Origin of the sequence: Actinoplanes sp. NPDC026670, from assembly GCF_040638175.1 — a bacterium.
GTDB lineage: Bacteria > Actinomycetota > Actinomycetes > Mycobacteriales > Micromonosporaceae > Actinoplanes.
Window position 1 is genome coordinate 1 of sequence record NZ_JBEZXU010000079.1, and the last position, 23,750, is coordinate 23,750.

The 23,750-nt window shown below is 69.8% G+C and carries 19 protein-coding genes; 9 read left to right on the forward strand and 10 right to left on the reverse strand.

What is annotated here, in order from left to right:
- The first annotated feature begins 277 nt into the window (after positions 1 to 277).
- Together AB0E94_RS45120 and AB0E94_RS45125 are read left to right on the forward strand one after the other, a co-directional pair.
- Positions 278 to 514, forward strand: a complete 237-nt coding sequence (locus tag AB0E94_RS45120; RefSeq protein WP_360340249.1) for a hypothetical protein — start codon at positions 278 to 280, stop codon at positions 512 to 514.
- 453 nt (positions 515 to 967) lie between these two features.
- Entirely contained in the window at positions 968 to 1,807 is an 840-nt protein-coding gene (locus tag AB0E94_RS45125) for an aminoglycoside phosphotransferase (protein ID WP_360340252.1), read from the forward strand.
- Here AB0E94_RS45125 and AB0E94_RS45130 read toward each other — a convergent pair.
- The 3 genes from AB0E94_RS45130 to AB0E94_RS45140 are packed head-to-tail and all read right to left on the reverse strand — an operon-like array spanning position 1,794 to position 3,721.
- The gene (locus tag AB0E94_RS45130) at positions 1,794 to 2,459 is read right to left on the reverse strand and encodes a hypothetical protein (RefSeq protein WP_360340254.1); all 666 of its coding nucleotides are present in this window, start codon (positions 2,457 to 2,459) and stop codon (positions 1,794 to 1,796) included. The genes AB0E94_RS45125 and AB0E94_RS45130 overlap by 14 nt on opposite strands.
- 6 nt (positions 2,460 to 2,465) lie before the next feature.
- The gene (locus AB0E94_RS45135; RefSeq protein WP_360340257.1) at positions 2,466 to 2,945 is read right to left on the reverse strand and encodes a SigE family RNA polymerase sigma factor; all 480 of its coding nucleotides are present in this window, start codon (positions 2,943 to 2,945) and stop codon (positions 2,466 to 2,468) included.
- A 50-nt stretch (positions 2,946 to 2,995) separates the two neighbouring features.
- Complete coding sequence (locus tag AB0E94_RS45140; RefSeq protein WP_360340260.1) at positions 2,996 to 3,721, reverse strand: alpha/beta hydrolase; 726 nt, start codon at positions 3,719 to 3,721, stop codon at positions 2,996 to 2,998.
- 87 nt (positions 3,722 to 3,808) lie between these two features.
- On the opposite strand from AB0E94_RS45140, the gene AB0E94_RS45145 reads away from it, so the two are divergent.
- From AB0E94_RS45145 to AB0E94_RS45155, 3 genes are all read left to right on the forward strand, one after another.
- Positions 3,809 to 4,768 carry a helix-turn-helix domain-containing protein gene (locus AB0E94_RS45145; protein WP_360340263.1) on the forward strand — a complete coding sequence of 320 codons (960 nt, stop codon included), beginning with the start codon at positions 3,809 to 3,811 and terminating at the stop codon, positions 4,766 to 4,768.
- 77 nt (positions 4,769 to 4,845) lie between these two features.
- A complete protein-coding gene (locus AB0E94_RS45150; protein WP_360340266.1) occupies positions 4,846 to 6,201 on the forward strand; it encodes a DJ-1/PfpI family protein in 1,356 nt (451 codons plus the stop codon).
- 166 nt (positions 6,202 to 6,367) lie between these two features.
- Positions 6,368 to 7,366 carry a GNAT family N-acetyltransferase gene (locus AB0E94_RS45155; RefSeq protein ID WP_360340269.1) on the forward strand — a complete coding sequence of 333 codons (999 nt, stop codon included), beginning with the start codon at positions 6,368 to 6,370 and terminating at the stop codon, positions 7,364 to 7,366.
- A 254-nt stretch (positions 7,367 to 7,620) separates the two neighbouring features.
- On the opposite strand, the gene AB0E94_RS45160 is transcribed toward AB0E94_RS45155, so the two are convergent.
- Complete coding sequence (locus tag AB0E94_RS45160; RefSeq protein WP_360340272.1) at positions 7,621 to 8,832, reverse strand: alpha/beta hydrolase; 1,212 nt, start codon at positions 8,830 to 8,832, stop codon at positions 7,621 to 7,623.
- Between the two features lie 134 nt (positions 8,833 to 8,966).
- On the opposite strand from AB0E94_RS45160, the gene AB0E94_RS45165 reads away from it, so the two are divergent.
- Entirely contained in the window at positions 8,967 to 10,352 is a 1,386-nt protein-coding gene (locus AB0E94_RS45165; RefSeq protein ID WP_360340275.1) for a sensor domain-containing protein, read from the forward strand.
- Between the two features lie 69 nt (positions 10,353 to 10,421).
- Positions 10,422 to 11,066, forward strand: a complete 645-nt coding sequence (locus AB0E94_RS45170; protein ID WP_360340278.1) for a response regulator transcription factor — start codon at positions 10,422 to 10,424, stop codon at positions 11,064 to 11,066.
- A 240-nt stretch (positions 11,067 to 11,306) separates the two neighbouring features.
- On the opposite strand, the gene AB0E94_RS45175 is transcribed toward AB0E94_RS45170, so the two are convergent.
- Positions 11,307 to 16,682, reverse strand: a complete 5,376-nt coding sequence (locus AB0E94_RS45175) for a biotin carboxylase N-terminal domain-containing protein (protein ID WP_360340281.1) — start codon at positions 16,680 to 16,682, stop codon at positions 11,307 to 11,309.
- Between the two features lie 253 nt (positions 16,683 to 16,935).
- Positions 16,936 to 17,370 carry a GNAT family N-acetyltransferase gene (locus AB0E94_RS45180; RefSeq protein ID WP_360340284.1) on the reverse strand — a complete coding sequence of 145 codons (435 nt, stop codon included), beginning with the start codon at positions 17,368 to 17,370 and terminating at the stop codon, positions 16,936 to 16,938.
- Between the two features lie 47 nt (positions 17,371 to 17,417).
- Here AB0E94_RS45180 and AB0E94_RS45185 point away from each other — a divergent pair, with 47 nt between their 5' ends.
- Positions 17,418 to 18,125, forward strand: a complete 708-nt coding sequence (locus AB0E94_RS45185; protein ID WP_360340287.1) for an MOSC domain-containing protein — start codon at positions 17,418 to 17,420, stop codon at positions 18,123 to 18,125.
- A gap of 100 nt (positions 18,126 to 18,225) precedes the next feature.
- On the opposite strand, the gene AB0E94_RS45190 is transcribed toward AB0E94_RS45185, so the two are convergent.
- On the reverse strand, positions 18,226 to 19,002 hold the full coding sequence (locus tag AB0E94_RS45190) for a GNAT family N-acetyltransferase (protein WP_360340290.1): 777 nt from the start codon (positions 19,000 to 19,002) through the stop codon (positions 18,226 to 18,228).
- 168 nt (positions 19,003 to 19,170) lie between these two features.
- Between AB0E94_RS45190 and AB0E94_RS45195 the strand changes: the two genes are divergently transcribed.
- Entirely contained in the window at positions 19,171 to 19,743 is a 573-nt protein-coding gene (locus AB0E94_RS45195; protein WP_360340293.1) for a hypothetical protein, read from the forward strand.
- Positions 19,744 to 19,849: 106 nt separating this feature from the next.
- On the opposite strand, the gene AB0E94_RS45200 is transcribed toward AB0E94_RS45195, so the two are convergent.
- The 3 genes from AB0E94_RS45200 to AB0E94_RS45210 all read right to left on the reverse strand — a co-directional run bounded on the left by AB0E94_RS45200 (position 19,850) and on the right by AB0E94_RS45210 (position 23,475).
- On the reverse strand, positions 19,850 to 20,545 hold the full coding sequence (locus tag AB0E94_RS45200) for a GTP pyrophosphokinase family protein (RefSeq protein ID WP_360340296.1): 696 nt from the start codon (positions 20,543 to 20,545) through the stop codon (positions 19,850 to 19,852).
- The gene (locus AB0E94_RS45205) at positions 20,542 to 22,326 is read right to left on the reverse strand and encodes a GGDEF domain-containing protein (RefSeq protein ID WP_360340299.1); all 1,785 of its coding nucleotides are present in this window, start codon (positions 22,324 to 22,326) and stop codon (positions 20,542 to 20,544) included. Before AB0E94_RS45205 ends, AB0E94_RS45200 begins: the two co-directional genes overlap by 4 nt.
- Positions 22,327 to 22,599: 273 nt before the next feature.
- Positions 22,600 to 23,475 carry an excalibur calcium-binding domain-containing protein gene (locus AB0E94_RS45210; protein ID WP_360340302.1) on the reverse strand — a complete coding sequence of 292 codons (876 nt, stop codon included), beginning with the start codon at positions 23,473 to 23,475 and terminating at the stop codon, positions 22,600 to 22,602.
- Between the last annotated feature and the right edge of the window lie 275 nt (positions 23,476 to 23,750).

Here is a 23,750-nt window from a genome sequence, read left to right on the forward strand (position 1 = left end):
TGACCACCTCCTACAACGCCGCCAAATACCTCCGCAAAACCACCACCCAACCCAGACCTTGACAACCAAACCAACCCACACCAAGAAAAAGACTCTGAGGTGCTGGTGCTGCTCTGGCCGCCGTGTGGCAGTCGGCTCGGGGTCTCGCCGGTCCGGCCCGCGTCTCGTCGGCCTTTGCGTGGTTGGCGGGCTCGGTGCGTGGGTGGTCACGCATGGTATTCGTTCGTCCTGGGTAGACAGAGGGCGTCCACGAACTGCCGCCTGGGAGGAGCCCGAGATGTCGTACGGCACCAGCCGCCAGAGTGTTTCCGCTGCCCGTATCTGCACGATCATCGCCTTCGTCTTCGCGGGGCTGGCGGTGTTGTTCTGGCCGTTCATGTTCGGCCTGGTCGCGATCATTCTCGGTCTGGTCGGTGGTTTCCTGGGCGACCGGCCGCTCGGCTTCTATGCGGCGGCCGCCGGTGCCGCGGGGGCCGTGCTCGGGATCGTGCTGGCGGCTGCTCTGCTCAGCTGACGCCAGCCTAGGGGCTGGTGGTTCACGGCATGATCGTGCTATTTGCCGTTCTGTTCAGCTGGCCTCAGCCCCAGGGCTGGCGGTCTACGGCATGATCGTGCTGGCGGCTGCGCTGTCAGCTGACGCTAGTCCCATGTTGATAGCCCACGGCATGATCGTGCTGGTTGCCGTTCTGTTCAGCTGGCCTCAGCCCCAAGGCTGGCGGCTTACGGCATGATTGTGTTGGCCGCTGTCCTGTTCAGCTGGCCCCAGCCCCAGCCCCAGGGCAGGTGGCCCACGATGCGGTCGTACTGATCACCGCTTTCGGTGCAGCGATCGCCCATGCCTTCGCGGGGGTTTGTCCTGGTGCTCGGGGCCGTTCCGTCTACAGTGGCGGCGGTGAGTTTTGATCGGCGACCCCCGTCTGGTCGGCGGCCCCTGCTCAGTGCGGCGCCAGAGAGTGTCCGGGACGCGGTGGCCGAGGTGCTCGGGGAACTGGTTGTGGGGGAGTGGGCTGCGGAGGCCGGGTTCACTCCTTCGATTGCCTCCGTGGTGGCGGGGCGGTCCGGGGCTCGGCTGTTCGTCAAGGCCGCGCCGATCGGGACCGGGCTCGGGGAAGCGGTGGAAGCCGGGACGGTGCTGGCCGATGCGGTCGGTGATCTCGGGCCCCGGCTGCTGAGGGCTGTCTCCTGCGAGGAATGGCGGGTCGCCGCCTACGAAGTGGTCGACGGGGTGACTGTCGACGCCTGGAATTCGGCAGACGTTGACGAGGTGCTTCGGGTCATCAGCCGGATGCGGGAGCGGATGCAACCCTGCTCGATCCGGGGCGTTTGGCCGTACGCGCAAGATTTTGTGCCCTTGCTCGGGGATTGGGCGACGCTCGGGGTGCGGCGACCGCCGCCGATCTCCGCGCCTGTGGCGCGGCTCGCCGAACTGGAGGCTCGCTGGGTGGCCGTGCTCGCGCCGGGCGTCGCGCTGCATCATGGCGACCTGCGGCGCGACAACATCATCCGGGAGCCTGACGGGCGGTTGCGGATCGTTGACTGGACCCACATGTGGACGGCCCCGGGCTGGATGGACCTGATCCGGCTGCTGCCGGACCTGGCGTCGGCCGGGCACGACCCGGAGACCGTGCTGCGGCGATCATGCTGGCGGGACACGCCTGACGAGGACGTGAACGTGGCGCTGGCCGGGCTTGCCGGGCGGGCCTGGCGTGACTGCGCGTTGCCCGGTGAGCCGCGGCTCCGGAGCATGCAGCGTGAGCAGGCCGAACACCTCCTGTCGTGGTTGGACTCCCGGCTCATGCGGGAGTGATGCCGGCGGCGACCGACTTCAGGGTTTCGGCGGGAACGCGCGTGTTCGCCTCGATGGTGATCACGGTGCGGTCGGCGCCAGCGATGACGATGCCGTAACCGGTGGCCTCGGTGCCGGAGGTCCTTGTCAGGCTGGCCCTTCCGGCGGGGACGTCGAACTTCTCGACCGTGGTGGTTCCGGTCAGGTGGCGGTCCAGGAGCGCGTTGAACGTGGTCGCCGGAACCGTCTGGGCGGGTGGCGCCGACGGGCGAAACACCGTGATCCACATATACGAGCCGCCGTTGGCCTGCTCGAACCGTCGCATCGACACCGTCACGTTCAGGTCCTGCGGTCCAGATGATGTGCCGGCGTCGGTGCCGTCCGGCCTGATCATCAAAGTGCTGCTGCTGCGCTGCTCGTCGAGCCGGATGCCGTCCGGGATGTAGCCGATCAGGAAACGGTCCACGTCGGGAACTGTGGGGGAGGCGGCTACGACCGGACCGGGTGCCGGCCTTGTCTGGGTCACGGCCACCACACCTGTGACGGCCAGGACGGCCAGCCCGGCGGCGGCCATCCGGAATGTCTGGCGGCGGCGGACGCCCCGCTGGACCCGGTGCAGGAACTCCTCCGTCACCGGCAGATCGAAATCGGTCGCGTTAAGAATTTCCGGCATGTGAGATCAGCCTTCCGCCGTCATGCGTTCACGAAGTGTCGCCAGGCCCCGCGAGAGGTGGGAACGGACCGTGCCCGCGCTGCACCCGAGAATCGCCGCGATCTGGTCGTCCGGCTGATCGGCCAGGTAGCGCAATGCGATCGCGGCCCGCTGCTGTGGTGGCAGCCCTGCCAGGAGCTGGCGAACCACCGCGGTGTCGTCGATTGACGCGAGCGCCGCGTCCTCGTCCGCGCGATCCGGCAGGTCAGCGACCGGAATCGGACGGCGACGGCGACGCTCGTTCAGGAACAGGTTGACCATGGTGCGCTGGGCATAACCGTCCGGATTGCCGTCCCGGCGCACCCGCGACCACGCCAGACCCACCCGGATCAGCGTCTCCTGGGCCAGATCCTCGGCGGCGGCCCGGTCCAGGGTCAGCGCGTTCCCCAGACGCAGCAGGGCGGGGGCACTCTGCCGCAGGAACGCTTCGAACCCGTTACCTCTCATACCTATGACTACACGGCGACCCCACGGATTTGTTGAGCTCCGGCGGTGATTCAGCGACCCGAACAGCCGAGGTGGGCCAGAACCGTGTCGAAGGCCTGAATCACGGCGCTCCGGGACTCCTCGGTGTGATCGAGCATGTCGAAGCCGTGGCGGCCGTTCGGCACATCGATCAGATCCAGTCGCGCACTGTCGGCAGCCGCCACGAACTCCTCGACCACCGCGGCGACATCCGGGCGTTCGAGACCCGCCCGGGTCAGCACGATCGGCGGTGTGACAGATCCGGCGACCACGTCCACCGGGCGGAACGCCGGATCGACCGGCCAGCCCGGCAGCGGCGCGAGCAGCGGGTAGGTGGCGGCCAGACAGCGCAGCCACGACGGTGATGAACGCAGCCAGTCGGAGAGCAGCAACCCACCGCCGGAGAAGAACCAGACCGCGACCCGGTCGGCGTCGACCTGTGGCAACTCCCGCGTGATCCGGACCGCCTCGGCGACGTCCTCGGCGGCTGCCGGATAGGCGGCCGGATGGTGCAGCCGGTGATCGACCGTCACGCCGACCACTCCACGGGACACCGCCAGCGAGCCGTATCCCCGATACACCGGCCAGTCGCGTGGGGTCGGGCGCAGCTCGGCCGGCACCGGGCCGCCATGCACGAACACGATCGCCGGCCGTGGCTCCGTAGCCTCCGGCAGATAAACGTCGACGAATCCCCTGCGGTCCGGGGTGACGGTCTCCACCGGCAGGACGAACGGCTGAAGATGGTCCGGAAGCGCCATCCCGGGAGCCTATCGCTACCGGATCCGTCCGGTGGGTGACGTTCACGGCCCTCCTCCCGGACTCGCCGATCGCCTAGCGTCATTACCGTGAACGGCGAGAACAGACCCAGCGGCCGGGTGGTCGTGCTGGTGCTGCCGGATGTCAACCTGCTCGACCTCGGTGGTCCGGTGCAGGCTTTCGACACGGCGGCGCAGCACGGCGCCGGATACCGCCTGGAGTTCGTGGCGGTCGCCTCCGGTGAGGTGCGATCCGCGCAGGGTCTGCTCCTCGCCGGGCTCAAACCGCTGCCGTCGGTCGGCCTCGGCGACTTGGTTCTGATCCCCGGTCCACGGCTGTATGCGCCGGGTCCGGACCTGCCGGCGGTCGCCGTGACCTGGGTGCAGGACGCGGTGCGGGCCGGCGCCCGGGTGGCCTCGGTGTGCACGGGGGCGGCGTTGCTCGCCGAGGCGGGCCTGCTCGACGGCCGCCGGTGCACCACGCACTGGTCGCTCGTCGACCTGATGCGAGCGCGTTATCCCCGGGCGCGTGTCCGGGATGCCGTGCTCTACGTCCACGACGGGCCGGTCAGCACCAGCGCGGGGATCGCCGCCGGGATCGACCTCGCACTGTCGCTGATCGAACGCGATCATGGCCCGGAGTTGACCGCCGCGGTGGCCCGGGACCTTGTCGTCTACCTGCGGCGGGACGGATCGCAGCGGCAGGTCAGCCCGTTCCTCCAGCATCGCGGCCACCTGCATCCCGGCGTCCACCGGGTGCAGGACCATCTCGCTCAGCACCTCGACCTCCCGCACACCCTCGACGACCTGGCCCGCCTGGCGAACCTGTCGCCACGCGGACTCAGCCGGGCCTTCAGCACGGCGACCGGCTGCACTCCGCTCGAATACCAGCAACGCCTGCGTCTGGACCTGGCCGCCAACCTGCTCGCCGAGACGACCCTGACGGTGGAGGCGGTCGCGGCACGCTGCGGATTCCGCGACGCTCGCCATTTCCGGCGGTTGTACGGAGCCCGATACGGCATGCCGCCATCGGCCGGTCGCCGCAACTGACTCACCCGGCGTCCGTGGCTCCACAGTGCTGTCCGGGCTGTCCGAAATCTCGTCATCAGCCCATGGAAGGGGCCGTCATGCTTCGTTTCCTTCTCGGATTGCTCCTGGCGACCGCCGTTCTCGGCGGCACCGCGTTCGGTGGCGTGATGGTCGCCATGGGCGACAGCTATCCCGTCGATCGCGTGACATCCGGCGCCTGGCCGCCACCGCGCGATCCACCAGCGGAAACGACCGTCGTCGCGGTGCTCCTCGGCAGCGGCGGGACGGTGATCAGCGATGCCCTGCTGCCGTACGAGGCGTTCGCACGCACCTCCGGATTCTTCGTCTACACGGTGGCCGCAGAACGCCGGCCCGTTCCGCTCTCCGGTGGGGTGCAGGTCGTGCCCGAGCACACCTTCGACACTGCTCCGGCTCCGGATGTGGTGGTCGTTCCCGCCATCGTCCAGAAGGAGCCCGAGCTGTCCGACTGGCTCACCGGACAGGCTTCTCGCGGCGCTTACGTCCTCGGGGTCTGTGCGGGCTCCGAAGTGCTCGCCGACGTCGGACTGCTGGCCGGGCGGCGGGCGACATCCTTCTGGCAACGACTCGGCGGGCTCCGTGACAGTCATCCGGAGACGGTCTGGGTCGCTGGCGAACGGTTTGTCGAGGACGGGCGAATCGTCACGACCGCGGGTGTCACGTCCGGGCTGGCCGGCGCCCTTCGGCTCATCGAGCTGATCGCCGGCGCGGCCGAAGCCACCCGGGTCGGGCGCGAGGTCGCCTACCGGGACTGGACGCCTGGCACGTCCACCCGGATTCCTGAGCGGAGCCTGACGATCGACCTCCCGTATGCCCTGAACGCGGCGTTCCCCTGGCTGCGGCCGACCGTGGGCGTCGGGCTCGTCGACGGGGCCGGTGAGATCGACATCGCGTCGGCCTTCGAGACCTACGCCGGAACGTCTTTCGCCACCCGGACCGTGCCCGTCGCCACCCGGCCGACAGTGACCACCCGGCACGGCCTGCTGTTGATTGCCGGCCCGGCGTCCGTGGACCGGCTTGTCATCCCCGGTCTCGACGAGCCCGGCGTCGGCCAGCCCGGCGCTGACCTGGTGGTCTGGGCTGCTGACCGTGGCATCGCGATCACGTTTCCACACGCCCGGCGTCAACCTGGTGAGTTCTCGTTCGATCCGTTGCTGCGTGACCTTGCCGCGCACACTGATCGCGCGACTGCCCGCACCACGGCGAAGTTCACCGAATACCCGGCCGATCATTTGCTGCTCACCGGATCCTCCTGGCCGTGGCGTCCGACAGTGCTCGGACTTCTCGCAGTCGTGGTCGCCGTCGGCGCTGGACTGCTTCCCCGACTGATCGCCCGTCTTCGCCGTCGCGGAACGAAGGAGCCTGCGGGGGATCGTGGAGGGCACGCCGGAGCCCTGGCCGAGATCCGGCAATAGGCAGGTGGAGACTGCCCCGGCGGGTTGCTCTCGTCTCCGAAGCCCGACTCGCAGAGCCGGCCCCGAGTGGGCCTGGTTCTCCCCGCACGGCCGCGGATATCGTGGCGCATCGTGAGGCTCGATAATCGCTGTCGACGTCATGGCGGGCATCGATAGTCTCCCTCGGATGGAGATCCGGAAGCTGACGAGTTTCGACGGGACCGAGGCCTCAGCGTGGTACGAGGCGCGGCACGCGGGGGCGACGGCCGACCGGCATGCGGCGCTGGTGACCGCCCGTGACACCGAGCTGCGGTCGCTCGCGGCCAACGCCACCAACCCGAACCGGCATCGCGAGGCCTGGGGCGCCTGGGAGGACGACACCTGCGTCGGCGGGATGCTTGTCGAGTGGGCACGGCAGGAGAACCTGCACCGGGCCGAAATCGACATCGCCGTCCCGTTGCCGAATCGCGGGCGGGGTGTCGGCGCTGCGCTGTGGGACGCCGGAACGCAGCGTGCCGTCTCCGTCGGGCGGACCACCGTCAACGTGGAGGTGCACGTCCCGCGCGGGCGAGCCCTTGAGGAATGGCCGGGTGGGCGGTTCGCACTGGCCCGTGGCTTCGCCTCCGGACTGGCTGAGGATCGGCTGGTGCTCGACCTGCCGGTGCCCGAGCAGATCCTGGCAGATCATGACCGGCCGGCCCCCGGCTATCGGGCTCACTCCTGGCACGGGCCGATGCCCGCTGAATGGCTGCCGGCGCTTGCCGATCTCACCAGCGAGATGGCGACTGACGTGCCGACCGGCGAACTCGACGTGGAGGCGGCCCGGTGGGATGCCGAACGGGTCGGCACCAACCAGGAACGGCTCAGCAAGATCGGATACGCCTTGGTCACCACGATGATCACCACGGATGGCGGGGAACCTGCCGGATACACCCAGCTGCTCGTGGAGAGCGACGGCATCCACGTGCACCAGGACGACACCTACATACGCCGGGCGCATCGCGGCCACCGGCTCGGCGGCCTTGCCAAGGCCCGGAACCTGTGTGAACTCGTCGCCCGGCACCCGCGGGCGCAACACGTGCACACCTGGACCGCGGAGTCCAACGACGCCATGCAGGTGATCAACGAGCGGTTCGGTTTCCGCCCGGTGGAGACCAGCCACTCGATGGAGTCGTCCGTCAGCTGATCGCTGCGACTCCTCGGTCCGTGGGGTCCGAGGTCGTGCCTCGGCGAGGTGGGTGCCCATCGAGCGATCCTCCTGACATCAGGTTTCGGGGACGAGCCGGGCCGGTCCGTCGTTGTTCGAGGTCTCGGCCTCTGAGGCGTCGGGACAGCGGGCGGTGCTGTCGCGCGAACCTGGAGCCTCCGTGCTCCGCCGCGGCCGAATGATCGGAGTGCGTGGTCGGCCCCAGCGGGCGAGCAGCTCGAAAGCATCAATGATCATCGTTGGTATTCCGGCGTCGGATGCCCGGTGCCCGCACCATGGACGGTCCGCTCCGCGGACCTCCCACCGACTTTCGGAGCCTCGCCGACACCGGCCCGGGTGCCGGCGATCGCCAGCGGTTCGAGCCCCTGGCCGATCGGTGCCCGGCTGTCGACCAGCGGGTCCTCCGATGCCCGGCCGATGACGATCGCGGTGATCGCCGGGAGCACCGACGCGCCGGGATCGAAGTAGCCGTCGTGGCCCAGGACGTCGTCGCAAGGCAGGGGGCGCGCGCCGAACTCCGGGTCGGAGGGCAACCGGCCGTGACCGAGACCCAGCAGGCGCACCCCCGGGACTCGGCGGATCCAGTCGCTGGGCGCAGCGCAGGCCCACACCTGCGCTGACGTGTCCAGGTCGGAGCTGCCGGCGACGCCCATGCCGGGACCGCCGATCGAGACCAGGTCGGTGACCTGCCCGCTCAGCCCGGGCGCGGCCAGACCCGCGACAGTGGAGCCGTAGCTGTGCCCGATGACGACGATCGACCGGGCCGGGCGGTCGAGCACGAGACCCTCCACGAAACGCTGGAGAGCGACGGCGCCGGAGGCGGCTCTGTCCTCCCGCACGGCGTCGATGTCGAGCCCTTCCGGCGCGTCGTAACCGAGCCAGGCGATTACGGCGACCCGCGCGCCCCGGTCGGACGTATGGATGCTGTCGAACAGTTGCCGGGCCTGCCATGCCGGAGCTCGGCGCTGCACTCCGCCGTGACCGCTTGCGAACTCGGGCAACTCGTTGTCGGAGCCCGGGACGAGGATCACGATGCGGTCGGCGGTCTCCAGGTCGCCCAGCACCTCGGCGATGCGGCCGTCGCCTCGGTCGTCGTAGACGAGTGTCTGCCGGCCAGCCGCCTCCGAAGGACGCCGCGCCTGGTTGGCCGCATAGCGCAGCGACACGGGCGCGCCGTCGAGATTGCCGACGATCTCCGGGTAGCGGGTGGTGAGCCCGGTCGCCTCGGTCGCAGTGAGACGCGCGAAGAACAGGGCCACCCGCTCCGGCGTGGCCGTGGCCGGATCGGGTGGCGCGGTGGGCTCGGCGAGCCATGCGGGAAGCGAGGCCGGCGGCACCAGCGGCTCCGGACGGGCCGGGCCGAGCAGCGAGCCGCCGATCAGGCCCAGGCCGGCGAGGGCGGTGGCCGCCAGGGCTTTCCGGGACGTGAGAGCGATGCGAGGCATGGCATCGAGGCTCACCGGGAATCGGGCCGGGCACAGTCGAGCAGGCACGCGCTTGAAGGTGCGGTTATCCGAACCATTGATGCTAGTGCTGGCACCATCGCGCTCGGCTGCCGGAAGGGGCATGCTTTTCCGCGATGAAGCTATTGAGCACGATCTTCGACAGTCGTTCGCGTAGAGGCCTGGCATACCTGCTACTGGTCCTGCCGATCGACCTGCTGAGCTTTGTCCTCCTGATGCTGGGGAGCCTGCTCGGCGCCGTGCTGCTGCTCACTCCACTCGGGACTTGGCTGCTCGCTCTGGTCCTGCGCGGTGCGGCGGGTCTCGGCGGGAGTCGGAGGGATCTGGCCGCACGGATGCTCGGCGACCGGGTTCCCACGCCCGTCCGCCCGGTCGTGGCCGGGATCGGCCTGTTCGGGTGGCGGCGGGCGATCCTCAAGGACCCGGTCAGCTGGCGGGTCCTGGCATATGCGCTGATCAAGCCGCCGGTGGCGGTGCTCTCCCTCGCTCTGGCCGGCGGCTTCTACCTGTACGGGCTGATCAGCCTGATCTACCTTCCGTTCTACGAGAACGAGCTCGGCGTCGAAGCGCTCGGCATCATGGTCACCAGTGTGATCCTTCTGCTGCTCGGGCCATGGATGCTGCGGTCGGTGCTCGCCGTCGAGCGGCTGATGATCCGTGGGCTGCTCGGCCCCACCCGGGCCAACCAGCGGATCAGCGACCTACAGGATTCCCGCGATCGCGCGGTCAAGGACGCCGACATCACGCTGCGGCGGATCGAGCGCGATCTGCACGACGGCGCCCAGGCTCGGCTGATCGGTGTCGGCATGCATCTGGCGATCGTTCGGGAGCTCGTCGGCGCCCAGGCACCCACCGAGCAGGTGGTGGCGGCAGTCGACACGGCACAGGCGACGCTGACCGCCGCGGTCGCCGACCTGCGTGATCTGGTGCGGGGCATTCACCCGCCGGTGCTGGACGCCGGATTGGAGGCGGCGCTGGCCACCGTCGCGGCGGGTAGCGCAGTGCCGGTCACCGTTGAGATCGACCTGCCGAGACGGCCACCGCCGGCGCTGGAGAGCATCGCCTACTTCACGGCGTGTGAGCTGCTGACCAACGCGGGGCGCCACAGTGGGGCGCGCAAAGCTGCGATCCGGGTCGATCTCCGGGATGACGTGCTTCGACTGCGGGTCCATGACGACGGGCGGGGTGGTGCGCATCGGCGGGCCGGTGGTGGGCTTGCCGGGTTGTCCGAGCGGGTCCGGGTGGTCGACGGGAGTCTGGTCATCGACAGCCCAGCCGGCGGGCCGACCACCGTCACGGTCGAGATCCCATGCCCGTTGGCGGCAGACCCAACGGACTCAAGAGCCGGTGTTCTCCGAGATTCGGGGATGGCCGGTACGGGACGGCCGGGGGTGGTGGAGTTGGCCGGGTCATTTCCAGCTGCTCGTTCGGGGGCGGGCGGCTCGGGGTCGCCGGCCCGGGGTGGCCTGGCGGATGGGAGTTCGGTGGCTCGGGTGGACTGATCGGATCGGGAAGGCGACTTGACCGGCGCCTGCGGGGCCGGTGACGGGGGAAGGGCCATGGGTGGAGAGATGCGCGTTGTCATCGCTGAGGACTCCGCGATTCTGCGGGAAGGCCTTGCCCAACTGCTGAGTATGCGGGGCCACCAGGTGCTGGCCGCTGTCGTCGATGTGCCGTCGTTGTTCGAGGCGGTTGCCGTTCAGGCGCCGGATGTGGCGATTATGGACATTCGGCTGCCGCCCAGTCACACCGATGAAGGGTTGAGGGCGGCTGTTCGGCTGCGGCGTGAATGCCCCGGGATCGGGGTGTTGATCTTCTCGCAGTATGTGGAGACCGCGTTCGTGGCCGAGCTGCTGGCCGGTGGGTCGGACGGGGTCGGCTATCTGCTCAAGGAACGGGTTGTTCAACTGGACGACTTCGTGGACGCGCTGCATCGGGTTGCGGCCGGGGGGACGGCGCTCGATCCGCAGGTGGTGACCCAGATGTTCGGCCGGAGCCGGCACCGGGAGGTGCTTGCCGAGTTCACACCCAGGGAACGCGAGGTGCTGGCCCTCATGGCGCAGGGGCGGTCCAACACCGCGATTGCCACGGCGATCCGGGTCAGCGAGCGGGCCGTGGAGAAACACGTGACCAACATCTTCGGCAAGTTCGATCTGCCGCCGTCCGATGCCGACCATCGGCGGGTGCTCGCGGTGATCCGCTACCTACAGAACTGAACGCCCGGGGGAGGGGACGGCGGAGATGGGACCCAGAAGCCCGGGGGATGGAGGCCGGGGCGGAAGCCCGGGGGATGGAGGCCGGGGCGGAAGCCCGGGGGATGGAGGCCGGGGCGGAAGCCCGGGGGATGGAGGCCGGGGCGGAAGCCCGAGGGATGGAAGCCGGGGCGTACCGGATGGAAGAACGCGGCGGCCCGGAAGTGGACCGCCGCGCTCGAGCCCGCCGAAGCAGGCCGTGGTTCAGCTCTTGAGGCCGTGTTCGATGGCCTCGATGATGCGGGGACGCAGGTCCGCCGTGCTCACGATCGCGTCCACCGAACCGACCTCGACCGCCCGCTGGATGCTGTGCACCCGGTCGAATTCGGCCGCTACCTCGCCGAGCTTCTCGGCCCGGACCGAACCCTGCACCTCGGCCAGGCGGGCGTTCAGCGCCGCCCGGTCGGTTGCCGACGCGGCTGAGGCCTGGGCCTGGAGTTCGGTGACGCGCGGGTCGTTCGCGGTTCGGTTGTTGACCTCGCCGGAGAAGACCACCGCCGCCGCGGGGGCGCCACCCAGCACCGAGGCGAACGAACCCTCCAGGGCCAGGACCGTCATGTTCGGGTTCAGGGCCTTGGAGAAGACGACGAAAGCGCCGCCGTGGTAACGCGAGATGACCGTGAAGACGATCGGGCCGTCGAAGTTGACGATGGCACGGCCGATCTCGGCGCCGTATTCGAGCTGGAGGTTTCGCATCGACTCGGGGGAGCCGTCGAAACCGGACAGGTTCGCCAGGACCACGAGCGGGCGGTTGCCGGAGGCCGCGTTGATCGCCCGGGCCGTCTTCTTCGACGAACGGGGGAACAGGGTGCCCGCCGTGTACGTGTCGGGGCCATCGGTGGGCGGGAAACCGCGCCGCGGGACGGAACGCGACTCGATGCCGATGAGGCAGACCGGCCGGCCGCCGATGTGCACGTCCTGGACGACCGAGGTGTCGGCGTCCGCCATGCCCGCCCAGCGCTCCAGCACCGGGTGATCCTGATCGGACACTGCCCGCATCACGGTGCGGATGTCGAACGCCTTCTTGCGGTCCGGGTTGTGCGTCGCCGAGAAGATCTGCCCGACCGTGGTGAAGTCACTTCCGGCCCAGGTGTGCGGGTAGTCGGAGACGTCCCGGTCGGCCGGGTCGGTGGAGAGGGCCGGACGCGGGCCGGTCTCGCCAGGAGCGACATACGTGTGGTCGTAATGCGCCATCAGCACGTCACGGGCGGCGGGCAGCGACGGCGCCCAGTACTGCGCCTGACCGTTCGGGCCCATCACCCGGTCGTAGCCGCCGATGCCGAAGTTGTCCTCGGCCGAGACGCCACCGGAGAAGTCCAGCGACTGCTTGCCGGTGAGGACCATCGCCGAATCCGGGGTCATGACCAGGATGCCCTTGGTGTGCATGAGCATCGTGGCCTCGGCGTTCCAGTACGGCTGGGCGCCCACGTTGATCCCCGCGACGACGATGTTGATCTCGCCGCCGGCCTGGGTGAACGTGACGATGCGCTTGAGGGCGGCGGCCACCCAGTCCATGTTCTCGGTGCCGGACGTCATCGAGATCCGGGCGCCGGCGGACAGGGCGAACCACTCCAGCGGAACGTTCATGGCGGAGGCCAGGTCGAGGGCGGCGATCACCCGCGCACACTCCGGCTCGGACAGCGCGCCCAGCGACTTGGTCGGGTCACCGAGCAGCACCACCCGGGTGATGCCCTCCGGGTAGCGGTCGGTCACCGTGGTGACGACACCGGCCACGATGGCGGCCGTGTTGCGGCCCTTCGGCCGGTCGACCGGCGCCAGTGCGCCATCGACGAGGTCGTATTCGAGGAAACTGCCGAGAAGGCCGGTCAGCTCGTACGGGTAGACCGTCCCGCGCCGAGCCGCCCGCAGCACCTTCTGGCGATAGTCGTCGAGCGGCTGCACCGGATCGGTCGATGGTTCGCCGACGTGCAGGTGCGCGCCGTTGCCCGGCTCCAGGGTGATCGTCACCGCGACCTCGGTGAGCTCCCCACTGGAGCGCCGCTGCCGGGCGATGAACTGGACCTCCTCCAGGCCGGCCCCGGACGCGGTCGGCAGGATGCGCTGGACCAGGGCGTTCAGCTCGTCGATGGAGAGTTCGGTGACCGGCCAGACGTACATCATGATCCGGTTTGTGTCGAATCTCTTGTTCTGCGGCCGCTGTGCCTGGATGTTGCGGATCGCGTCGAGGGTGAGGGTGATGCCCTCCTCCAGGGCCGGCAACGCGACCAGCCGGCCGTCCGTCTCGCGGAGCGCGGTCAGGTCGCGGACCTGGTACATCGCGATGAGCCGCTCGTCCGACGGGTTCGACTTGGCGACCGCCCTGAAGAGGTACATCTCCTCGTCGGTCGACGGCAGGCGGGTGAGGTCGAACTCGCGCAGGCGCTCGAGCTGGAGGCGCAGCGCGATCTGCGGGTGCAGCCCCCGGATGAGGCGGTCCTCCGAGAAGTGTCCGTCTTCATCCGCGCGGAAGGTGAAGTGGTGGTGCATGACCGCGCCGCTGGTCCCGGCGATGGTCGCGGTGATCCGCCGGGTGCCCGGCAGCCGCAGGGAGCCAAAGATCGCATCCAGTTGAGCAGCCATCTCATCGGCCCCGGGCTGGCCGTCCCAGGACACATAGATGTCGGCGACATCCGAGGAAACCAGCGCGAGCGTCTCCGACAAGTCCGAAATGTCGACGGCGGCGGCCGAAACGCGGGTCACGCGCGTGGCAAGAGTGTGCGTCGTGGTCATGAAGCGGCCGTCGATCGAGAAGTCGGAGAGGTCCCGGTTCTCGTAATAGCGGCGGGTCAGCACCTCGAGCAACGGCATGTGATCCCGCCCGGGGCGCCCGATCCGCTGCCCAACCAGCCGGACCAGCGGCTCCGAGCAGGCCACCATCCGCTGGATCCGCTCATCCCGGTCAGCCGAATCCGGGTGGTGATCAAGGTGCCGCAGGTCGGCCCGGACAGCCGCGTAGACCTCGGCCCGGGTGCGCCGGAGCAGAGGCTGCGCATACCACCGGAAGACGATGCCCCGGGCCAGGTCGGAAACCGACGGGAACCGTACCTGCGTGGCCTCGATCAGGTGCTCCAGCGCGATGCCGGCGCGCTCGGCGAGCGGCTCCGCCGGCGGCGATCCGGCGATCCACTGCCGGAGCAGGGCGGAAACCACATTGATGTTCGCGGCCGACTTCTGGAGAGCCAGGAAGATCCGGAAGACCGCGTCCTCCAGTTCCGGAGTCCGATCGAGACTGGTCACGCCGTAGTGCGCGAGCACCCGGGTCAGCCGGTCCTGGAACGCGGCGGGCACTCCGGCCCGCTCCACGTCGAGGCTCTGGAGATAGGTGTGGAAGTTCTCCCGCGGGCTGTGCACCGCGCTGCCCGGCTCGCTCGTCCAGCCGTCACCAGGCTTGTTGCGGCTGAGTTCGAGCAGGTCGGCGCTGATGGTGAGCAGGTCGATCTCCTCGGCGACCGGCCGCCGTCCGTGGTCGACCGGCAGAACCGTCTCGACGTCGTACCCGAGCAGCCGGGCCCGCAGGTCGTCCAGGACGTGATCGGCCGGCGTGCCCTCGGGCAGGTCGATCTCGACGGCGGTGACCGGCGCGGCGACCTCTTCGGAGTCCGACGACGCCAGCGGCTCCAGGCGCATCAGCGGCGCCCCGGTCTCCACCTGGCTGCCGACCGCGACCGGGCACTCACGCACCCGCGCCCGGAACGGCGCCCGGAGCACGTTCTCCATCTTCATGCTCTCCAGCACCAGGATCGGCGCGCCCGCCTCCACCTCGTCACCGACCGCGAGCGGAGTGGCCACCACCAGGGCGGGAGCGGGGGAGCGGACCACGCCGCCCTCGTCCCGGCTGACCCGGTGGGTGACGCCGTCGACCTCGATGGTGTGGATCGGGCCGTGAGTGGCGGTGGTCAGCCGGAAACGGTGGCCGTTGACGTACATCTGGCCGCTGTGCTCGTCGAACCGTTCGCTGATCACATCGGCGTGGCCGTGCGAGGCGCCGGAGAAGATGCCGACCCGGAAGCGCTTGAGGCCGAGCCGGGACACCTGCACCCGGTAGCCGACGCCGCGCAGCTTCAGGTCGAGCGGGCGGCCGGTGTCGTGCTGCACCTGCGGGCGGCCGCCGTGCGCGGTGGTGAGCAGCCGCTGCCGGCTGATCTCCTCCTCGTCCAGGTAGGCCTCGATGCCGGCGGCGGCCAGCGCGATCGCCGAGTGGCGGTGGCTGACCAGGCGGCCCTCGGCACGCACGCGGTCGATCCAGCCGGTGTCGGCCGAACCGTCGATGACCTCGGGCTGGTCGAGCAGGTCGAGGACGAAACTCTTGTTGGTGGAGCCGCCCTCGATGATCACGGTGGTCTCGGCCATCGCGCGGCGGAGACGGCCCAGTGCCTCGTCACGGTCCTTGCCGTACGCAATGATCTTGGCAATCATCGAGTCGAACGCGGCCGGAATGCTGTCGCCCTCGCTGACGCCGGTGTCCACCCGGATGCCGGGGCCGGCCGGCAGCGCCAGCCGGGTGATGCGGCCCGGCGAGGGCGCGAAGTCACGGTCCGGGTCCTCGGCGTTGAGCCGCGCCTCGACCGCGTGTCCCTGCTCGGCCGGCGGCGGCCCGTCCAGCCGGCCGCCCGACGCGACGTGCAGCTGGAGCTTGACCAGGTCAGTGCCGGTGGTGATCTCGGTGATCGGGTGTTCGACCTGGAGACGCGTGTTGACCTCGAGGAACGCGAACAGCCCGTCACCCGGGTGGTAGAGGAACTCGACGGTTCCGGCACCCCGGTAACCGACCGCGAGCGCCAGCCGGACCGCGGACTCCTTGAGTTCGGCCGCCTGCGCGGGCGCCATCACGACCGACGACGACTCCTCGATGATCTTCTGGTTGCGGCGCTGGACCGAACAGTCCCGGACACCGAGCGCCCACGCGCCACCCTGCCCGTCCGCGATCATCTGGACCTCGACGTGCCGAGCCCCGGTCACCAGGCGCTCCAGGAACACCACACCGGAGCCGAACGCCCGCAGCGCCTCCTGACTGGTCCGCTCGTAGGCGTCGGTCAGGTCCTCGGCGGAATCGACACGCCGGATGCCGCGTCCGCCACCGCCGGCGGTCGCCTTCAGCATCAGCGGGTAACCGATCTGGTCACCGGCCCGCAGCGCGTCCTCGAGCGTCGCGACCTCGCCGCGGCTCCACGGCGCGACCGGGACGCCGACCTCCTCGGCGATCAGCTTCGAGCCGATCTTGTCACCGAGCTTGCGCATCGCCTCCGCGCTCGGCCCGACGAACGTCACCCCGATCCGGTCGCACAACTCCGCGAACACCGGATCCTCGGCGACGAAACCCCAGCCCACCCAGGCCGCGTCGGCCCCGGTGTCCTTGAGCGCCTGCTCCAGCAGCGCGTGGTTGAGATAGGGCCGCGCAGCCGCTGGACCCAGCGGATACGTCAGATCCGCCTCACGCACGAACGTCGACGTCCGGTCCTCGTCGGTGTAGAGGGCGACCGTCTCGATCCGGGTCCCGGTCTCCGCGGACAGATCCCGCACGGCGTGGATGAGCCGCATCGCGGCCTCTCCACGGTTGATGATCGCGACACGCCTGAACACTTGCCGAGCCTCCCTGACACCATCAGCAATCTCCACCCCCACCCTCCCGGCTACTGCCCGGTCGAGCCATGGGCCGGATCATGCATGTCGCGCAGCGTTAGTTGTAGGAATCCCACAAACCCCGTTGTCTCCGACGGCAAAAGGGGTGGTACGAGCCATCGGACCGACAACCGCAGGAAACCCGAACGGTCCCCTACCCCGCGAGGTGATCCGGACAACTGACCGCAGAGCGACAGCCGGGCTGGTGCGGCCCTCACCGATGCGACAGCCGGAACACTTTCGAGTCGCGGACCTGGAAACCCAGCCGTTCATACAACCGATTCGCGGCGACCCGCGACGGCCGGGACGTGAGGTCGACGGTCCGCGCGCCGGCCGCACCGGCGATCCGCACCGCCTCGTTCGTCAGCGCCGCCCCGACTCCGTGCCCGCGGGCCTCCTCATCGACGACGACGTCCTCGATCCAGGCCCGCAGCCCGGTCGGAATCGGGAAGGTGACAAGTGTCAAAGTGCCGACAATCCGGCCGTCGACCCGGGCCACCAGCACGTGATTGCCGGGCCAGGCGATCAGTTCCCGCAGCGCCGCCGGGTCGAGCGCCGGCGCCGACCGGGACAGCTGCGGCAGCAGCCGGGCGAACGACTCGACCAGCTCATCGGTGACCGACCGCACGACCTCGATGACCACACTCACACCGCCGACCCTAACAATCGGTTTTGCAGATCCCCTACTGTCGGCGCGTGCAACTCGTCGAGATACGTCGCTACCCGGTGAAATCCCTGCTTGGAGAAGTGGTCGAGACCACCGGCGTCGACTCTCGAGGCCTTGCCGGTGACCGTCTGTGGGCGGTCCGTGACACCGACGGCAAGTTCGGCAGCGGCAAGAACACCCGCCGCTTCCGCCGCATGCCTGGCCTCTTCGACCTGCGAGCCCGTACCGGGGCCGTCGCGGTTCCAGTGGTTGAGTTGCCGGATGGCCGCCGGTTTGCTGCCGACGATTCGGCCGGGCATCGGGCGATCAGTGACCACCTGGGGCGGCCGGTCACCCTCGCCCCGGAGACGGCGGTTCCGCACCACGACGAGGGTCCGGTCAGCCTGATCACCACCGCTGCGTTGCGGGCCGTCACCGGGCTGGCCGGCGCCGAGATCAACGGTGGCCCGGTCGACCCGTTGCGCTTTCGGGCCAACCTGCTCCTCGAGGCGCCGGGCGTCGGTTTCCCGGAGGACGACTGGTCCGGGCGCCGGCTGCGAATCGGCCCCGACGTGGTGCTGCGAGTGGTCCGGCCGCTGACCCGCTGCGTGATGATCGACATGGCTCAGGAGCAGGTCCCCGAACGCAGAGACCTGCTGAAAACCCTTGCCGAGCACAACGACATGACCTTCGGCGTCTTCGCCACCGTCGAGCACCCCGGCACCCTTGCGGCCGGCGACACCACCACCTGGGTCTAGCGCCGGACCTCGGGTATCCGAGGGTCAGCGGCCGGGACCGTCAGCCGTCGCTGAGCGCTGGAATGCGGGCGGCTTCACCGGGCTGAGCGACGGCCGGCGGTCAGGCTTTGTTGTACGGGGTTGTGCTGGTCAGGACTGCGAAGCCGAGGCGTTCCAGGATCGGGCGGCTCTGGGCTGAGGCGTCCACCTGCAGGTATTCGTAGCCCAGGGCGGCGGCGATTCGGGCACGTTCGGCCACCAGGGAGCGGTAGATGCCCCGGCCTCGCCAAGTGCTGACTGTGCCGCCGCCCCACAAGCCGGCGAACGCGGTGCCCTCGTTCACGTCCATCCGGGCGCCTGACACCGGCTCGTCACCGGCCATCGCCACGAACAGGTAGGCGTTGTCCGGGTCGTTGGCCAACTGGTCGAGCAGGCGGTGCCGGAGCCAGTCGGCGCTCTCGCCGAACGCCTGCTCGCTCACGCTCGTCATCAGTTCCACCCCGGCCGGATCGGTGACCCGGTCGATGCGCACGCCCTCGGGGAGATCCGCGTCCAGTGAGAGGTCGCTGATCGCGGCGATCATCAGCGTCTCCTCCTCGTCGGCTACGAAACCGGCCGCGGTCAGCCGGTCGCCCAGGTCGGCGGGACTGTCGTAGCCGTAGAGCTTCCACTCGAACGGGAAACCCAGCTCGCCGAACCGCCGGACCTCACCGGCGATCGCCTCGTCCGCGGTGGTCTCGTCGAGATCCGACCAGACGACGGCGTTCCAGGACTGCCGGTCGGCGCCGATGTGCCGGACCACCGGGCCGTCCCGTTCGATCCGGGACCCGTCGCCCTCGGTCCGCATGTCCCGCCGCATCTGCCTGTCGAACAGGTCCAGCACCCTTTGATGATCCACGCGTCCAACCCCAGCACCGGTGTCCCATCCGGGCAACGCAATTTCGCCGTTGGCACAGCGCACGCCCGGGAAGTTCCACATCCCCGGACGGAGACGGGGACGGAGAGCGGGACGGGGACCGAGACGGGGACGGGGACCAGGACGGAGACCGGGACTACAGTGCTCGGCGTGCTGGTCGACGAATGGGCTGTCCGCCTCGACGAGTCCGTTCGGCGGGCGCTGCGGGACGTCGTGTCGGCGTTTCCGTTTGAGGCTGACGAGCACACGGTGGGGCCGCCGGCTACCTCTGCGGAACTGGCCGCGCTGCGGCGCCGGATGCCGTGGGTGCCGGATGAGCTGGTCGTACTTCAGCAGGCCGTGGGAGCGGTGTCGTTGCCGGACATCTGCAACGGCTACTTCCTGTACGACGTTCGTGGGCTTGTCGGCGTCCTCGATCACGATGACGGACGACCGGACCGGGTCGCCGGGGCGTATCAGGTGGACGTCGTGGTCTTCGGTGGGGACGGCGGCGGCGCCCAGTATGCGATCGCGCTCGGCGACGGTGCGGGACGGGCCGGGGACCGGCCGGCGCAGGCGGGGCCGGGCGGGCCGATCCTCCGCCTGCGGGAAGCGGCGTACCTCGGTGGCGAATACGAGGGGCCGGGCATCTCCGTCATCGCTCGTGACCTGCCGGAATTCCTGGCGAAGCTGCTCGCGGCGGTGGACGCCTTCGGTGACGGCGGGCGGATCACCGATCTCTGAGCCACCGCATCAGCCCGGCGGTCGCGTTTCGGTCCGGACCCGCTGCGGGCCTTGCGTGGCGCCGGCGGGACGGGGTGGATTCGGTGGGCGGTGTGGCCGTACCGAATCAGCGTCTTGGTCCGTGGATTTCGCGGTGTAACCGTTCCATCCGGACGTCGAGACGCGCGGCATCCTCCGCGGCGGCGGTCAGCTCGTCGCGCAGGCGGGGTGGAACCACGTCCGGATCGTGCTTGTAGTAGATCTTGTGTTCGAGGCTGGCCCAGAAGTCCATGGCGACCGTTCGCAGCTGGACCTCGACCGGAACCGCCACCACCCGGTCCGACATGAAGACCGGGATCTCGACGATCAGGTGCAGGCTGCGGTAGCCGTTGGGCTTCGGCTTGGCGATGTAGTCCTTGGTGACGACCAGGTTGACGTCCGGCTGGCGGGTCAGCATGTTCGCGACCGTGTAGACGTCGGAGACGAAACTGCACACGATCCGGATGCCCGCTATGTCGCGGATGCGGGAGCGGAGATCGTCGAAATGCAGCGGGCAGTTGAGGCGGTGGGCCTTCGCGGTGATGCTCGCCGGGGACTTCAGGCGCGGGCTGACGTGCTCGATCGGGTTGCCGGAGCCGCGGTGGGTGAGTTCCTCGGCCAGGATCGTGATCTTCGTGTTGATCTCGGCGAGGCCGAACTTGTAGACCATCAGGAAGTGATTGAGGTCGGTCCACTGGTCGTGCCAGGCCTCGGGGTGACCCCGGCGCGCCAACTGGCCGGGCTGGTCGGTCGTCACGTCGCGCTTCTCCACGAAATCCGTCATCGTCGGCGGCTGGCCGATTTCTCCCGGTACATGGCGGCGTCGGCCTCCCGCAGCAGCAGGTCGGGATCGGCCGACCCGTCACCGGACACCGCCGACCCGATGCTCAGCCCCACCTCGACGACATGCCCGTCGATCGTGTACGGCTCGACCACCGCGGCCTCGATCCCGGCGCGGACCACACTGTCCCCTCCCGGCCCGGCGACGTCGTCGATCAGCACGACGAACTCGTCCCCGCCCAGCCGAGCTACCGTATCGGTGCGCCGCAACAGCGCCGTCAGCCGCCTCGCCACCTGGACCAGCAACTGGTCACCGGCCGCGTGCCCGAGACTGTCGTTGACCGCCTTGAACCCGTCCAGGTCCATGAGCAGCACCGCGAACCGGTAACCGGGCTCCCGCGCGGCCCGCAACCCGGCCTGCGTGAGCCGGTCCTCCAGCAACAGCCGGTTCGGCAGGCCGGTCAGGTGATCGTGCATCGCGGCCGTACGCAGCCGTTCCTCGACCACCCGGTAGTCCAGGGCCTTCGCCAGCAACGACCCGGAATGGTTCATCATCTCCCGGCCCGGCGGGGTCGTCGACTGGATCCGCCCCACCGCGGCCAGCATCCCCCAGTCACGTTTACGGCTGCGGACCGGCACCGTGAACACGATGTCGCCGCCCGGCCCGTCAGCCAGCGCGAACAGCTCGGCCGGCGGAAATTCATCCACCGGGATGACCCGGCCGCCGACCCCCGGGCACTGGAACGTGCCGACCGTCTCCAGCTTCTCCGGCTCATCCGGATGCCACAGGCCCAGACACCCGGCCCGCGCCGTCGTCCGGTCCAGCCAGTCCAGGTGCGCCGGATCGCCGCCCTGCTCGCCGAGCAGCGCGATGCCCAGCTCGTACTGGACGTTCAGGGTGTCCTGGAGATATTGGACCTGCCCGAACAGCTTCCGGGTGTTCGCCTCCGACAACGGCAGCCCGTCCGAGGCGCAGCCGCACGACTCGCGCCGCTCGAAAAGCGTCGCCACCTGGCGTTTCTGCGGCGGCTCGGACATCAGGTCGTAGACCGCCGCGCCCAGCGCGTCGAGCGGCTGCCGCACACTCGACAGGGCCGGGCGCAGGTAGGCGGCGTCGGCGATGTCGTCGAACCCGACGACAGCCAGATCCTTCGGCAGGTCGTAACCGGCCGCGGCGAGCCGCTCGATCAGGCCGATCGCGTTCCGGTCGGTGCCGAGAACGATCGCGGTCACCGGCATGCCGGCCCGGATCAGCGCGTCGGCGACCGCCACGCCACCCGACTCGTGGTTGTCGCCGGTGTCGAACACCATCGGGCTCAGATCGTGCTCGGCCAGGCCCGCGCAATACCCGGCAAGCCGCTCACGCAGGTCGAAATGCACCATGTAGCCGGCGAAGGCGATCCGTTCATGACCGTGTTCGATCAGGTGGGCGACCGCGTCGCGGACCCCGCTGCGGTTGTCGGCGGCCACCACCGACATGCCCTCGCCGGACTTCTCCGCCGCCACCAGCACCACCGGCAACCCGGCCCGGCGGGCCGCCTCGGCATACTCCGAACCGACCGCGCCCGGCAGCATCGCCAGCCCCGACAGATGCCGCCACGCCACCGGCCGGTGGAATTCCGGCAGGCCACTGCGGTCGGCGCTGTGCGCGCCAGGGTCCAGCGTCTGCACAGCCATCACCCGGTCCCCACCGGCGACAGCCGCCGCATTGATCCCCTCGATGATCGCCCCGTAGTAGTCCCCTCCGACGAACGGCGACAGGATCCCGAACGTGCGCCCACTCACACCGGTCATGATCCCGCAAATCGCCCGCGCCCACGTCCGGACCGGCTGTCCGATTTCGTTCGCCGGCGTCCCCGGCGGGCCATCCCGGTCGCGGTCACTTCCGGGTCGCCTTTCCAAACCGAACATTTGGTACGGAAAGGGTCTCCCCGGCGATCGGGGCCGTTCCGTCGGCTACCACGCGAGGTGGCTGCCGGGACGCGGCCGCAGCGCGGGTTCCGGGCTGAGGCCGCTGGTCACCGGCTGTGTCGCCCGGTGGTTCGGGTTCGGCCGCCGTCAGGTCTCGCAGACCACCCCGTCGCCGTCCCGGTCCTGGTACCACTCGTATTCCGGGTCGATGCCGCGACGGTAGGGGCCGAGCCCGGCGTCGTTGGCCGCCGCACACGTCTTGTAACGCGGGTCGGTGCCGTCGTCGTCCTCGATCGGTTCCTCGTCGTCGCCACTCGACTCGCAGGCCACCCCGTCACCGTCGCGGTCCAGGGCCTTGCGGTAGCCCGGGTCGGTGCGGCCCAGTTCGCCCGGCGCGGCGTCGCAGTTCGCGTAGTAGACGGCCTTCGGTGACTTGGACGCCGTTCGGGACGGGCTGGGCTTGGGCTTCGTCGTCGTTCTGGCCGGCTTCGCGGTGGTGGTCGCCTCGACCTTCGGGGTCGCCGTGGCGGTCTGCGGGGTAGTCGAAGCGGACTGCTGCAACGCTGCGACCTCGGGGCTGTCTGCCGTCTTGTCCGTGTCCTGATCCGGTGCGAACAGGGCCACCCCGCACACGCACAACGTCAGCACCCCCAGAACACCGAGGACCTGCTTGTGCCACGACTTCCACCTCGGGGCCGGAGCTGCCGGCGCCGCGAACATCATGGTGGGCGACGGGCCATAGGGCGGCTGGCCGTAACCGGCCGGCTGGCCCGGGACGGTCGGCTGGCCGGCGGTGGGCGGTACGCCGTAGCCGAGGTAGGGATCGGCGGGTGGGCGCGGGGCGGCTGGTCGGCCGTATCCCGGGTACGGCACGCCCGGCTGGCCCGGGACGATCGGCGGACCGTAGCCGTGCGGGCTGTTCGATGCGTTCGGTGGCGCCGGCGGGGTGGGCGGACCGTTACCGGGGCGCGGTGGTGGCGGCGGTCCCGGCTGGCCGGCCCACGGGTCCTGGGGTGGCGGCAAGTTCACAGGGTGAGCTTGCTGTCGACCGGTCACCTACGGTACTGGCCGTCCGGTTCGGGTCCGTAGACATACGTCGCAGCCCGTCCGGGTGAATCGCCGTGCGGGTGCCCGCGTTCTCGTCCTGCCCGCGCCGATCTTGCACGACTTTTCACGCTCGTGCTGAGCGCTCGGAGGCGGCGGTGCGGGCCGGCGGCGGGCGGGGTGACGGTGAGCGGCGGATTCGGCCCGGCGGGCGCGGGGCGGCCGGGAGCGGGCAGCCCCGTCGCGGTGTGGTC